The sequence below is a fragment of the Achromobacter sp. GD03932 genome, from assembly GCF_029839485.1.
Classification (GTDB): domain Bacteria; phylum Pseudomonadota; class Gammaproteobacteria; order Burkholderiales; family Burkholderiaceae_B; genus Achromobacter; species Achromobacter bronchisepticus_A.
Genome location: NZ_JAOCAT010000010.1, coordinates 88,042 through 101,926 on the forward strand (window position 1 = coordinate 88,042; position 13,885 = coordinate 101,926).

Annotated in this window: 11 protein-coding genes; 7 read left to right on the forward strand and 4 right to left on the reverse strand. The window is 67.7% G+C overall.

Features of this window, described 5'->3' with window-relative positions:
- Window positions 1-3: 3 nt before the first annotated feature.
- Window positions 4-375 carry a TssQ family T6SS-associated lipoprotein gene (locus N5C88_RS11770; protein ID WP_059379426.1) on the reverse strand — a complete coding sequence of 124 codons (372 nt, stop codon included), beginning with the start codon at window positions 373-375 and terminating at the stop codon, window positions 4-6.
- Window positions 376-493: 118 nt separating this feature from the next.
- On the opposite strand from N5C88_RS11770, the gene tssJ reads away from it, so the two are divergent.
- The 6 genes from tssJ to N5C88_RS11800 are packed head-to-tail and all read left to right on the forward strand — an operon-like array spanning window position 494 to window position 9,431.
- Complete coding sequence (gene tssJ, locus N5C88_RS11775) at window positions 494-1,054, forward strand: type VI secretion system lipoprotein TssJ (protein WP_165867872.1); 561 nt, start codon at window positions 494-496, stop codon at window positions 1,052-1,054.
- Window positions 1,055-1,072: 18 nt separating this feature from the next.
- On the forward strand, window positions 1,073-2,407 hold the full coding sequence (tssK, locus tag N5C88_RS11780; RefSeq protein WP_280015349.1) for a type VI secretion system baseplate subunit TssK: 1,335 nt from the start codon (window positions 1,073-1,075) through the stop codon (window positions 2,405-2,407).
- A 27-nt stretch (window positions 2,408-2,434) separates the two neighbouring features.
- Complete coding sequence (locus tag N5C88_RS11785; RefSeq protein ID WP_059379429.1) at window positions 2,435-3,712, forward strand: DotU family type VI secretion system protein; 1,278 nt, start codon at window positions 2,435-2,437, stop codon at window positions 3,710-3,712.
- On the forward strand, window positions 3,709-7,338 hold the full coding sequence (gene tssM, locus N5C88_RS11790; RefSeq protein ID WP_118933109.1) for a type VI secretion system membrane subunit TssM: 3,630 nt from the start codon (window positions 3,709-3,711) through the stop codon (window positions 7,336-7,338). The genes N5C88_RS11785 and tssM overlap by 4 nt, the downstream gene beginning before the upstream one ends.
- Before the next feature lie 13 nt (window positions 7,339-7,351).
- Complete coding sequence (gene tagF / locus N5C88_RS11795; RefSeq protein ID WP_059379431.1) at window positions 7,352-8,068, forward strand: type VI secretion system-associated protein TagF; 717 nt, start codon at window positions 7,352-7,354, stop codon at window positions 8,066-8,068.
- Window positions 8,069-8,087: 19 nt separating this feature from the next.
- The gene (locus N5C88_RS11800) at window positions 8,088-9,431 is read left to right on the forward strand and encodes a hypothetical protein (RefSeq protein ID WP_280015350.1); all 1,344 of its coding nucleotides are present in this window, start codon (window positions 8,088-8,090) and stop codon (window positions 9,429-9,431) included.
- Between the two features lie 60 nt (window positions 9,432-9,491).
- Here N5C88_RS11800 and lysA read toward each other — a convergent pair whose 3' ends face one another.
- Both lysA and N5C88_RS11810 read right to left on the reverse strand, forming a co-directional pair.
- Window positions 9,492-10,784: a diaminopimelate decarboxylase gene (lysA, locus tag N5C88_RS11805; protein WP_251878323.1), complete on the reverse strand. Its 1,293-nt coding sequence runs from the start codon at window positions 10,782-10,784 to the stop codon at window positions 9,492-9,494.
- Window positions 10,781-10,939: a lipoprotein gene (locus tag N5C88_RS11810; protein WP_191295227.1), complete on the reverse strand. Its 159-nt coding sequence runs from the start codon at window positions 10,937-10,939 to the stop codon at window positions 10,781-10,783. Before N5C88_RS11810 ends, lysA begins: the two co-directional genes overlap by 4 nt.
- Window positions 10,940-10,993: 54 nt before the next feature.
- Here N5C88_RS11810 and cyaY point away from each other — a divergent pair, with 54 nt between their 5' ends.
- Entirely contained in the window at window positions 10,994-11,323 is a 330-nt protein-coding gene (gene cyaY, locus N5C88_RS11815) for an iron donor protein CyaY (protein WP_013396958.1), read from the forward strand.
- A gap of 61 nt (window positions 11,324-11,384) precedes the next feature.
- Here the strand turns inward: cyaY and N5C88_RS11820 are convergent, their stop codons facing one another.
- Entirely contained in the window at window positions 11,385-13,832 is a 2,448-nt protein-coding gene (locus N5C88_RS11820) for a PBP1A family penicillin-binding protein (protein ID WP_059379435.1), read from the reverse strand.
- Window positions 13,833-13,885: the final 53 nt, after the last annotated feature.

Consider the following 13,885-nt stretch of genomic DNA (forward strand, 5'->3'; position numbering starts at 1 on the left):
GCGTTAACGGGTCTGGGACGCTTGCGCCGCCTGGAACGCCGGCCCCCACTGGGGGTGTCCGGCCTCATTCGGCGCGAGCTGGAACGAGGGCTGCAACTGCAGGATGCGCGCGAAGCTGTCTTCGCACAGCTGGCGATAGTTGGTCACGCAGTAGCTGAAGGCCTGCAGCTTGAGCGCTTCGACCCGCATGGCCGTGGGCGCGGTGGCAAGCGCGTCGGAAGTGGCCACCGTGCGCACGACGGCGCCGAAGCGGCTGGCGGCGTATTCGTCGCGCACCTGCTGCAAGGCTTCCACAGCCTGCGGCGATGGGGTGGAAGCACAGGCCGCAAGCAGCGCGAGCGTGGATATCAAGCAGATGCGTGCGGGCTGTTTCATGGCGCGGGCGTGTCGTTCGGAGTGTGTAGGCCTGGTCATTCCGCCGATGATAGCGGCCCGCCGTGCAAGGTATGCGTCGCGGCGTAACAGACGTGTGTACTTTTATTTCCGAGGTCTTATGAGCAGTCCATGCCTACGAGTGATTCCGACGAAACGGCGGCGCATCGCGGCGATACTCGCGGCTGCGTTGACGGCGGCGATGCTCGCGGCATGTTCGTCGACGGCCAAGCGCGTGCCCGTGCCGTACGCGATCGAACTGCGCGCGGATCCGAAAGTGAACCAGAACGCCAGCGGCAGGCCGTCGCCGGTGCAGGTGACCATCTATGAACTGAAATCGGCCAGCATCTTCGAATCGCGTGACTTCTTCACGCTGCAGGGCGATGCGCACGCGGCGCTGGGCGCGGAGCTGCTCAATGTCGATCAGGTCATCCTGAAGCCGGGCGAAACCAAGGTGGTGCAGTACCCCGGCAACGCCGAGGCGCGCGTGGTGGGCGTGGTGGCGGCCTATCGCGAACTGGAGCAAAGCAAGTGGCGACTGCTGGTGTCGTTGCCCGAGGCGCAGAACACCAACATCTACAAGGTCTGGCAGTTTTCGCCGAACGAGGAGACGGTGAAGGTCGCGGTCAAGCGCGACGGGCTGGAAGAAGTGGATCGCAGCCGTTCGTGGTGGCCCTTTTAGAAGCGAAGAGAACCGCACATGGTGAGCAGAGACAAAGTGATCTGGTCGGAGGGCATGTTCCTGCGGCCGCAGCATTTCCAGCAGTTTGAACGCCATATGCTGCACACCGCGCAGCAACGCGCAGCCATGCTCCAGGGATGCTTCTGGGGCTTTGGCCAGCTGTCGCTGGACCGCGACGCGCTGGCGATCGGCAAGGTGGCGGTGATCAGGGCGCAAGGCGTCATGCCCGACGGCACGCCTTTTGATTTCTCGCATCCGGACGCGGCGCCCGCGGCGTTCGAAGTGCCGGCGCAGACGCGCGGCGCGCGCGTCGTGCTGGCCCTGCCGCGCGTGCGCGCCGGCGCCAGCGACGTCATCTACGAAGGCGAGGAAGACACGTTGGCGCGCTATCTGGTGCACGAAGCCGAAGTGGAAGACAGCGGCTCCGTGGCTCTGGAACCCGTCCTGATGCAGCTCGGACGCTTGCGGCTGCGGTTGATGCTGGAAGACGAACTTACCGACGACTGGCTGGGCCTGGGGGTGGCGCGCGTGCTGGAGCGGCGTTCGGACAACCGGGTGGTGCTGGACGAAGGCTATGTGGCGCCGTGGCTGGCGGCGGGCGAGCATCCGGTCCTGCGCGGCTTCGTCGATGAACTGCAGGGGCTGCTCGACGCGCGCAGCGAGGCGCTGGCCTCGCGCCTGTCGCAGCCCGGCCGCGGCGGCGTTTCCGAGGTGTCGGACTTCATGCTGCTGGAGACCGTCAACCGCTACATGGGTTCGATCTGGCATGCGCGGCAGCTTCCGGCGCAGCATCCCGAACGCCTGTTCCACGACTGGCTGATGCTGGCCTGCGACCTGGCCACCTTCACGTCCGCCACGCGGCGGCCCGGCGTGCTGCCGGACTACGTGCACGACGATCTGCAGGGCAGCTTCACGCCGTTGATGAATGAGCTGCGCCGATCGCTGTCGGCCGTGCTGGAGCAGCGCGCCTTGCAGATACCGCTGCAGGACCGCGGCCAGGGCGTGCGCGTGGCGCAGATCCAGGACGCGGAACTGTTGCAGTCGGCCGGCTTCGTGCTGGCGGTGCATGCGGACATGGGCGTGGAGACCGTGCGGGCGCGCTTTCCGGCGCAGGTCAAGATCGGTCCGGTGGAGCGCATCCGCGACCTGGTGCACCTGCAATTGCCGGGCGTCGGCGTGCGCGCGCTGCCCGTGGCGCCGCGGCAGATTCCGTACAGCGCCGGACATGTCTATTTCGAACTGGATAAGAGCGGCGAGTTCTGGAAGCAGCTGGAGCGCACCGGCGCGCTCGCGTTGCATCTGGCGGGCGATTTTCCCGGGCTGACGATGGAGTTCTGGGCGCTGCGCGACTGAGCGCGGTCAAACCAGGCGGAGACAACTATGCATGCTTCGGATCACACGCTGGCCGGCCCCCCGGGCGGCATCGGCGAAGGCGCCGCCAATACGGCGGGCAGGCTGCGGCCTCACGACTACGTCATCAGCGGCGCCAATCCGCTGGTGGCGGCGGCGAACCCGCTGCTGGACCTGATTCCGCAGATACGCGCCACGGCGACGCATCCCTCGCCCGCGATGCTGCGCGAGCACTTGCTGGACGAGGTGCGTCAATTCGAGCTGCGCGCGCAGCAGGCGGGCATCCCCAACGAAACCATACTGGGTGCGCGCTATTGCCTGTGCACGGCGCTGGACGAGGCCGCGGCGCTTACGCCATGGGGCGGGGGCGGCGTATGGTCCGCGCACAGCCTGCTGGTCACGTTCCACAACGAGACCTGGGGCGGAGAGAAGTTCTTCCAGCTGCTGGCCAAGCTGTCGCAGAACCCGGGGCAGCACCTGGATCTGCTGGAATTGCTGTATTACTGCCTGCTGCTGGGTTTCGAGGGACGCTATCGCGTCATCGACAACGGCCGTTCGCAGCTGGAAACGCTGCGCCAGCGCCTGTTGCGCATCCTGCGCGGCGCGCGCGGCGACTATCCGCTGGCGCTGTCTCCGCATTGGCGCGACGAGCCGGCGCAGACGCCATTGCGCCGCCTGCCCGTGCCGCTATGGGTGTTCGGCGCGTTGGCTGCCGTCCTGGCGCTGGCCTTGTATTGGGGCCTGGGTTGGCGCCTGGGCAGCGAATCCGACGCCGTGTTCGCGTCCATCGCCAAGCTGCGTCCGCCGACCGTACAGATCGCCCCGACCACCGTGAAGCGGCCCGCGCCCGCGCCGCGGCTGGCGGTGTTCCTGGCGCCCGAGATCCGCGACCAGTTGGTCACCGTGCGCGACGAGGTGGACCGCAGCGTGGTGGTGCTGCGGGGCGACGGCGTATTTGAATCCGGCGCCAGTTCCGTGCGCGACCAGTACCTGCCGGTGCTGTCGCGCGTGGCCGACGCTTTGCGCGAGACGCAGGGCAGCATCCTGGTGCGCGGCTACTCCGACAACACACCGATGCGCAGCGCGCGCTTCCCGTCCAACTGGCATCTTTCGCAGGCACGCGCCGACGCGGTCAAGGACATGCTGGAGCAGCGCCTGGGCCAGACGGCCAGGGTGCGTGCGGAAGGGCGCGGCGATGCCGATCCGGTGGCGCCCAACGATACGGCCGCGGGCCGCGCGCTGAACCGGCGGGTGGAGATCACGGTGCTGGTGCCGCCGGTGGCGCACGAGCAGGGAGGACAGGAATGATCTACAGGCTGTTCGGATGGTTCTTCAGCCGCCGCGTGTGGAACTTCCTGGGGCTGGTGGCCCTGGCGGTGCTGATCTGGATCGCGGGGCCTCTCATCGCCATCGGCACGGTGCGCCCGCTGGAAAGCGAAACGGTGCGCATCGCTGTCATCGTGGCGATGTTCGCGATCTGGCTGCTGCGGCTGTTGTGGCGCAAATGGCGCGAAGGGCGCTTGAACGCGCAGCTGCTGAGCCAGTTGCGGCGGCCCAGACCCAAGGCGGAAAAGCCGCTGGAGGAAGCCGCCGGCAACGATGAGATACGCCAGCTGGAAGCGCGCTTTCACGAGGCCGTGGAACTATTGCGCAAGACCCGCTTCGAGAGCCGCGGCAGGCGCGGCGCGCTCGACCGGTTCTCCAAGCAGTACCTGTATCAGCTGCCCTGGTACGTGATCATCGGCGCGCCGGGCGCGGGCAAGACCACCGCGTTGGTGAATTCGGGGCTGAACTTTCCCTTGGCCGAACGCTACGGCAAGGTGGCCTTGCGCGGCGTGGGCGGCACCCGCAATTGCGACTGGTGGTTCACCGACGATGCGGTGCTGCTGGACACGGCGGGGCGCTACACCACGCACGAAAGCGATCCGACCGGAGACGAAGAAGAGTGGCGCGGCTTTCTCGGCCTGCTGTCCAAGTACCGCGGCCGCCAGCCCATCAACGGCGCCATGCTTACCGTCAGCGTCGAAGACCTGCTGTCGGCGTCCGACGCGGAGCGCGCGCAGCATGCGGCAGTGCTGCGGCGCCGCCTGCAGGAATTGCGCGAGCAGCTGGGCATCGCGTTCCCGGTGTACGTGCTGGTGACCAAGACGGATCTGCTGTCGGGCTTCGAAGAGTACTTCGCTTCCTTTACCCGCGACGAGCTGGCGCAGATCTGGGGCTTCACCTTGCCGTATGCGCGCGCGCAGGAGCCGGGTTTCGACCTGTATGAAGCCTTTCACGAAGAATATGCGTTGTTGCAGCGGCGCTTGGATGACGCCTTGCCTGAAGTGGTGGCGGCAGAGAGCGATCCGGCGCGGCGCGCGCTGGCCTACATGCTGCCGCAGCAGTTCGCGGGCCTGCAGGCCATCCTGGGCCATTTCCTGAGTGACGTGTTCGCGACCTCGAAGTTCGAGGCGCGCGTGATCCCGCGAGGCGTCTACTTCACCAGCGGCACGCAGGGCGGAGAGACCTTCGACCAGGTGACTGGCCATCTGAAGCGCTACCTGCGCATCGACGGCGGCGCCGCGCCCGCGGCCAGCGTGCCGGGTGAGGCGGAAGGACGCAGCTACTTCCTGAAGAACCTGCTGCAGGACGTCATCTTCCGCGAGGCGGGCCTGGCCAGCCGCAACCTGCGCTGGGAACGCCGCTATCGGCAGCTGCACTGGGCGGGGTACGGCCTGGTGACGGCGGCCTTCCTGGCCCTGGTCGCGGGCTGGGCCATGAGCTATCGCAACAACGCGGATTACGTGGAAGAAGTGGCGCGGCGGGTGCCGGCGGTGGAGAAGCTGAGCCGCGACATCAAGATCACGCGCACCGGCGACCTGTTGGGGCTGATGCCGTTCCTGGACAGCCTCTGGTACCTGCCCCAGCACGAGGGCTTCGAGATCGACAATCCGCCGCTGAGCTATCGCTATGGCCTCTACCAGGGCCAGAAGCTGCGGGCGGCGGCGCAGGGCGTGTACGGCAATACGCTGGACCAGGTGCTGCTGCCGCAGGTGGCGCGGCGCGTCGAGACGGCCCTGCGCGACGCCTCGGCCAGCGACCTGGAGTATTCCTACGAGGCGCTGCGGGCCTACCTGATGCTGTACGAGGCCGAGCGCTACGATGCGGAGTTCATGCATGCGTGGCTGCTCTCGGACATGCAGGCCACCCTGCCTGAAGGCTACACGCGGCGCCAGTACGAACAGCTGTCGCTGCACCTGCGCAACCTGACGCAGAGCCACGTGCTGGCCTCGCCGTTTCCCAAGGACGACGCGCTGGTGGCCCAGGCGCGCGAGAAGCTGGCGCGCTACACGCTGGCGCAACGCGCGTACAGCCGGCTGCGCCGTACCCTGGCCAACGCCGATGCGGCGCCCGAGATCACGGTGGTGACGCTGGGCGGCGCGCAGGCCAGCGCCGTCTTCGTGCGCAAGAGCGGCAAGCCGTTGAGCCAGGGCATTCCCGCGCTCTACAGCTATCGCGGCTATTGGGACGTCTTCAACAAGCGCGTGACCGGCGTGGCCGAGGTGTTGCGTTCGGATGATGCGTGGATCCTGAACATCCCATTGCGCAGCCAGCTGGACCAGACGGCGCAACGCCAGCTGGTGGTGGACATCAAGCGCTTGTACATGAACGATTACGTGGCCCAGTGGGACGGCTATCTGAACGATATGCAACTGGCGCCAAGCAAGTCGCTGCTGCAGAACATCCAGATGGCGCGCACCTTGTCCGCGCCGGAGTCGCCGCTGGTGCAGCTGGTGCGCGGCGTTGCGCGAGAGACCTCCTTGCTGCGCGATACCGGCAAGGATGACCGCTCGCTGGTGGACCAGGCGCGCGACCGCGTCAGCAGCACGCGCGAGGCGCTGGAGCAGATGTTCGGGCCAACCGGACCTGGCGCGGCCATGCGGGCCGACGCCACGGACGAGAAGCTCGAGCGCATCGTGGACCAGCATTTCGAGCCGTACCGCCGGCTGGCCGAAGGCGAGGGCGCGGCGGCCGGCGCCACCTCGCCGATCGCCGCCACCACCGGCCTCATCAACGAGCTCTATACCTACCTGACGGCGGCGGATGCGGCCTTGCGCAGCGGCAGCCCCGCGCCCAGCTCGGATTCCGTGACCAAGCTGCGGGCCGAGGCGGGCCGCTTGCCGGGGCCGCTGCGCGACGTGCTCAATGCGCTATCGGTGAACGCGTCCGGCGAGGTGTCCGACGTGGCCCGCGCGCGCATGGGCGAGACCGTGTCCGCCACCATCGGCATGTTCTGCGGCCAGTCGGTGGCCGGACGCTATCCGTTTTCGAGCCGTTCGGCGCGCGACGTGGCGCCCAACGACATGGCGCGGCTGTTCGGGCCCAACGGCCTGATGGACGACTTCTTCCAGAAGAATTTGGCGAACCAGATCGACGTTTCCGGACAGCGGTGGCGCTTCAAACCGGGCATCGACGGCAAGTCGGGGGAGAACTCCGCCACGCTGGACGCGTTCCAGCGCGCGGGCGTGATCCGCGACGTGTACTTCATGGCAGGCAACCCCATGCCCTCGTACCGGGTGGCCATCAAGCCCGTGGAAATGGACGCGGGCATTACCCAGTTCGTGATGGACGTGGACGGCCAGGCGGTGCGCTACGCGCACGGCCCGCAGGTGGCGACCACGGTGCAGTGGCCCGGTCCCCGCGGCAGCAACCAGGTGCGCATCGAGCTTACGCCACAGGTCGGGGCGGCGGGCATGACCACGTCCGGTCCCTGGGCGCTGAACCGCATGCTGGACCGCGCCCAGCTGCGGCGCGGGGCCACGCCGGAGGTCACGCTGGCCACATTCGACCTGGGCGGACGCAAGGTGGTGCTGGAGATCACCGCCAGCAGCGTCAAGAGCCCTTTCCATCTGGGCGAGATGCAGGCGTTTGCCTGCCCGGGCGCGTCGTGAACAGGACAAGGACATGGAGCTAGCAGTGGAGCGTGGGCGTGTGGGCTGGTACGGCAAGATTCCGGCGGCGGGCGACTTCGTGCACCGGCGCCTGCCGCGTGAGCTGATCACCTGGTGGGACCGCTGGCTGCAGTTCGGGCTGGCGGCGCTGAAGCAGGCGCCAGACATCAATGCCGCGCGCGGCTTCGCGTCGGCGCCCATCTGGAATTTCGCGATTCCGGCCGGGCCGGGCGCGGGCGTCGCACAGCTGGGCTGCATCACGCCCAGCCGCGACCGGGTGGGCCGGGGCTATCCGCTGTGCGTGGTCATGGCCGTGCCGCCCGCGCAATACCACAGCAGCATCCTGGATGGCGCCAGCGACTACTACCGGCAGATCGGCGCCAGCATGCTGGCGGCGGTGCGTCATGGCTGCCCGGCGGAACAGTTCGACCGCAGCCTGCAGCAGGTGCGTACGCCTGCCGCGGCGCCGGGCGCCGCCGCGCCGCGCGGCGGCAGCGACATCATGGACATCCTGAGCGCCGGCCGGGAGCAGGACTCCGCGCCGCTGGCGCGCCGCGCGCTGGGCGCCTGGCCCGATCTGCCGTTCTGCTTCAACCCCAGTTCCCACACCAGCTATTGGTGGACCAACCAGGCGGACGGCGCGGCATTGCAGACCTACATCCATGGCGGCGCGTTGAACGCGACGCTGTTCGCCAGGCTGTTCTCATCCCTGCCGACCTGGCATCCCTGAAACTGCCGGAGGACCGCGCATGCTACGAACTTCAGCTGTGCCGCCTGAGCCGGGCGCGGCAGGCTTCCCGGCCGCTTCAGATGCGGCACGCCTGGACGATATCCTGCGCCTGGCGCCCGGGCGGCTGCGTGAACAGGAGATTCTGCGAGTCGTCGCCGGCTTGTCCGCGTCCCTGGCCGCCATGCACGAAGCCGGCAGGGCGCATGGCGGCATCAGCCCTGATGCCGTGGTCCGTGACGGACAGGATTTTGCCGTCCTGGCGCCGCCTTCCGATGCGGCGCCCGATGATGAAGACGCCGCACGCCATGCCGGTTACGCCGCGTTCGAACAGTACACGGACGATCCGGGCCATTCTTGCGGCCCCTGGACGGACGTGTACGGGCTGGCGGCGCTGGCGTACTTCCTGGCGACGGGCGCGGCCCCGCCAGGCGCGCTGGCGCGCCGCGTGCGCGACGATTGCCTGCCTCTGGATGCATGGCAGCCGGGCGCCTATCGCGCGGCGTTCTGCGCCGCCGTGGACGAGGGCCTGGCGATGGACGAGCAGGCGAGGCCGCGCACAGCCGCGGCGCTTGCTGCGGCGATGGGGGTGATCCCGCCGGCGGTGCCGGCGCCTGCGGCGGCTTCCGTACCCGGTCCGATGGAGGATCCGGAGCCGGACACGGCCGCGCCTTCATTGATGGCGGAGACGCCCGCCGACGAGTTTGACGATCCACCGCCGGCTGCGGCGCGCCTGACGGCGATGCGGCCCGAACACCCGGGGCCGGCGCGGCGCATGCTGCCGCTGGCCGTGGCGGGCCTTCTGCTGCTCGCGGCGGGGGGATATGCATGGCTGCGGCCGGCACAGCCGCCGGTCGAACTGGCTGGCATCGCGCCGCCCCAACCCCAACCCCAGCCGCAACCCCAGCCGCAATCGGAGCCACCGTCCCAACCGCCGCCGCAACCCCGGCCGCAGTCGGAATCACAGCCGCAACCCGCGCCCGCGCCGGCTCCACCGACCTTGCCAGATTCCCCCGCCGCGGCCGTACCAGCTTCGCCGCCGCAGGCCGCGGCCATAGGCTCCGCCATGCCGTCCGCCGGCCCAAAACCAGAAAGCGCCTCTGAGCCTGAAGCCGCGGCAGCCCCCGCCGCGCCCGTGACCCCGCCGCCTCAGGCGGCGCCCGTCACGGTGCGCGTGGCCGTGCGTCCATGGGGAGAGGTGCTGGTCAATGGCCGCTCGCGCGGCGTCAGCCCGCCGCTGCGCGAACTGTCCCTGCCGCCCGGCCGTTACCAGGTGACGGTGCGCAACGCATCAGCGGGCGACTACCGCATGACCCTGACGGTGGCGGCCGGCCGTCCGGCTTCCATTACGCATGAGTTCGAGTGAACGATTGGGTATCGGGCCCGCCTGCGGCGCGCGGTCCGTGCCGCGAGTGGCGGCAGCCCCTCAGGGCAGCGTGGACTCGCCCTTGAGCAGGTCTTCCAGCGTTTCGCGCTGGCGCACGACGTAGTACTTGTCGCCATCGACCATGGCTTCGGCCGCGCGGGGGCGGGCGTTGTAATTGCTGGCCATGGCCATGCTGTAGGCGCCCGCGGACTCCACCGCCAGCAGGTCGCCCTGTTGGATGGCCAGCTTGCGCTGCCGGGCCAGCCAGTCGGCGCTTTCGCAGACCGGGCCGACGATGTCGTATAGGGTTTCGTCGCCCGCGCGCGGATGCACGGGGCGCACGCCGTGGAAGGCTTCGTACAGCGCGGGACGCAGCAGGTCGTTCATGGCGGCGTCGACGATGGCGAAGTTGCGCGCTTCCGAATGCTTCAGGTACTGGACCCGCGTGAGCAGCACGCCGGCGTTGCCCACCAGCGAGCGGCCGGGCTCCAGCACCAGGTGCAGATGGCCGAAGCCGCGCGCGTTCAGGCGTTCGAAGACACGGTCCAGCAGGGCCTGGGGCGAGGGCGGAATTTCATCCGTATAGCGGATGCCCAGGCCGCCGCCCAGGTCCAGATGGGCGATCCGGATGCCGGCCTGATCCAGCTTTTCGATCAGGTCCAGCAGTTTTTCCAGCGCGTCGAAATAGGGACTGATATCCGTGAGCTGCGAACCGATATGGCAGTCCACTCCCACGATTTCCAAGGCCGGCAGCGACTGGGCCAGGCGGTAGACGTCCAGCGCCGACTCGATGGCGATGCCGAACTTGTTCTCCTTCAGGCCGGTGGAGATGTAGGGATGCGTCTGCGCGTCCACGTCCGGGTTCACCCGCAGCGAGACGGGTGCGCGCAGGCCCATGCCATGCGCGATTGTCGATAGCAGGCGTAGCTCGGCTTCGGACTCGACGTTGAAGCACTTGACCTTGGCCGCGAGCGCGGCGCGCATTTCCCAGGCCTGCTTGCCCACGCCGGAAAACACGATCCTGGACGGGTCCGCACCCACCGCCAGGGCGCGCTTGAGTTCGCCGCCGGAAACGATGTCGAAGCCCGCGCCCAGGCGCGCGAATTCCTTCAGGACGGCCAGGTTGGAATTGGCCTTCATGCCGTAGCAGACCAGCACCGGATGCTGGCCGACGGCGTTGCGGTAGGATTCCCAGGCAGCCTTGAGCGCGGCGCGCGAGTACACATACAGCGGCGTGCCCAGCTTTTCGGCCAGGTGGTCCAGCGGCACGTCCTCGGCGTACAGGACATTGTTGCGGAACTGGAAGTACGGATGACCGGCCAGTTCAGGCTGCGCGGGGAATCGGGGTGTCATGGCAGCGATGGCGCCGGCGGAATGACCGTCTGCGGCGGTTGCTCCGTACGCGAGGGCGGCTTGCCGTCCGGCGTCGGCATGTACAAGGGACCTTTATACCCGCAGGCGGCAACCATGCCGGTCGCCAGCAGCGTGGCTACAATGCGAAGGACCATGCGGCGAAATGCCAAGTGGAACACTGGGAACTCCTAAATCTTGCAGGCTCGATTATGACCGAAACCGAATTTCTTGCGTTGATCGACCAGGTGCTGAACAGCATCGAAAGCCAGGCCGATGACTGGGCGGCTTCGCTCGATGTCGATGTCGAAACCAGCCGCAGCGGCAATGTGCTGACGATGGTTTTCGAAGACAACACCCACGTGGTGGTGAATAGCCAGGCTGCCATGCAGGAACTGTGGGTCGCGGCGCGCAGCGGCGGCTTCCACTACCGCTACGATGGCCAGCACTGGAACGATACCCGAGGCGGCCCGCAGTTGCCGGACGCCCTGTCGCAGATCTGTTCCGCGGCCGCGGGCGTGCCCGTGACGATACGCCTGTAAAACACCAGGTTCAGGCGAAAAAAAAGGCCGGCCCCATGGGGCCGGCCTTGTCATTTGCGCGTCAGAACGGAATCTTCTGGGACCAGGGCGTGTTGCCTTGCGTGCCCACGCCCGGCGCTACCTTGATCTTGGTTTCCTCGCTGGTGCTGCCGTTCAGGCCGTTGAGGAATTCACCCAGCGTGTCGGCCTCGGGCAAGCCCAGGCGCGCCACCGCCTGCCCGGGCGGGAATTCGGAGAAGTAGAACTCGCCGTTTTCGACCAACAGGCCATCGGGACGGGGGCGCGGCTTCTCTTCGGGCACGCCCTTGAGGACCGTCTGCATGTAATCGACCCAGATCGGCATGGCGACGCCGCCGCCGGTTTCGCGCGAACCCAGGGACTTGGGCTGGTCAAAGCCCAGCCATGCGGTGGCGACCAGCGACGGGGTGTAGCCGGAGAACCAGGCGTCCACCGATTCGTTGGTGGTGCCGGTCTTGCCGGCGATGTCGTTGCGCTTGAGCAGGACGCGGGCGCGCGCCGCGGTGCCGTAGGTGGCCACGCCGCGCAGGATGTCGTCCATGACCCAGGCGGTGCGCGGATCGATGGCGCGGGCGGCGGCGTCGCCGGCCACGACCGGCTTGGACTGCATGATGACCTTGCCGCTGCTGTCGGTGACGCGGTCGATCAGGTAGGGCGTGACGCGGTAGCCGCCGTTGGCGAACACCGAGAAGGCGCCGGCCAGCTGCAAGGGCGTGACCGAGCCCGCGCCCAGCGCCAGCGGCAACACGGCGGGCTGGCGGGCCTTGTCGAAGCCGAAGCGGGTCAGGTAGTCCTGCGCGTACTGCGGGCCGATGGCCTGCAGGATACGGATCGACACCATGTTCTTGGACTTGTACAGGCCCTGGCGCAGGGTCAGCATGGGTTCGTACTGGTTGCCGTAGTTCTTCGGGTTCCAGGCCTTGGAGCCGGTCTGCGCGGCCGTCAGTTCGAAGGGCTGGTCCGAGATCTGCGTGCCCGGGGTCAGGCCGCGCTCCAGCGAAGCGGCATAGATGAAGGGCTTGATGTTCGAACCGGGCTGGCGCCAGGCTTGCGTCACGCGGTTGAAGTTGCCGCGGTAGAAGTCAAAGCCGCCGACCATGGCGCGGATGGCGCCATCTTGCGGCGACAGCGCCACGAAGGCCGCCTGCACCGAAGGCAGGTTGATGATTTCCCAGTTGTCGCCGAACTTGCGGATGTAGACCACGGAGCCGCGCTTGATGCGCTGCTCGGGTTTGGCCTTGTCGTTCAGTGCGCGCGCCACGACGCCCAGCACCTTCTTGTCGGTGACGGTGATGATCTCGCGCGAGCTGCGCGCCAGCTTCACTTCGGTGGGGCTGGCCGACAGCACCAGCGCGGTCAGCAGGTCGCCGCTGTCGCTGAACTTGTCGAACACGCCGTCCAGGAATTCGTCGAGCGCCTGCGGATTGTTCTCGGTGCCCGGCGGCAGGTCGAGCTGTTCCTCGGGGCCGGGGTAGGGCGCGCGGCGCGTGTATTCCAGCACGCCTTCGCGCACGGCGCGATAGGCCGCTTCCTGGTCCTTGGACTGCACCGTGGTGTAAATGTTGATGCCGCGCGAATAGACGTTGTCCTGGTACACGTTGAACAACAGCTGGCGCGCCAGTTCCGCCACGTATTCGCCATGGACGGAATAGCCGCCGGCCGGCGTGCCTTCTGCGGACTTCATGACGATGGGCTGGGCCAGCGCCTGTTGGTATTCCGGTTCGGTCAGGTAGCCCAGCGAGTGCATGCGGCCCAGCACGTAGCGCTGGCGCAGCTCGGCGCGCGGACGGTTGGCGATGGGGTTGAAACGCGACGGCGCCTTGGGAATGCCGGCCAGCATGGCGGCTTCCGCGGGCGTGACTTCCGACAGGGGTTTGCCGAAATAGGTGCGCGAGGCGGCCGCGAAACCATAGGCGCGGTGGCCCAGGTAGATCTGGTTCATGTAGAGCTCGAGGATCTGGTCCTTGGTGAGCTCCGACTCGATCTTGAAGGTCAGCAGCAGTTCATAGAACTTGCGCGAATAGGTCTTTTCCGACGACAGGTAGAAGTTGCGCGCCACCTGCATCGTGATGGTGCTGGCGCCCTGCGACTTCGACATGTTGACCAGGTTGGTCAGGCCCGCCCGCACCACGCCCATCCAGTCGATCCCGCCGTGCTGATAGAAGCGGTCGTCCTCGGCCGCCAGCACCGCGGACTTCATGACGTCCGGGATTTCGTTGAAGCGCAGCACGTTGCGGCGCTCTTCGCCGAATTCGCCGATCAGGACGCGATCCGCCGTAAAGACGCGCAGCGGCACCCGGGGGCGGTAGTCCGTCATGGCGTTCAGGTCGGGCAGGTTGGGCCAGGCCAGCGCCAACGCCATCCCAGCCAGCAACACGCCGCACAGGAACAGGCCGGCAAAGAAAATGCCGGTTTTTACGAAGAATCGCAGTATCGGGGAACCGCTCTTGGCGGGCTTGTCTTTCTTGGAGGAATTCTGGGGCTTGCTCATCGCGGCGATTTTACGGGTATCTCCGGGTCCGTCTTGGCACGGGGCACCGGTTT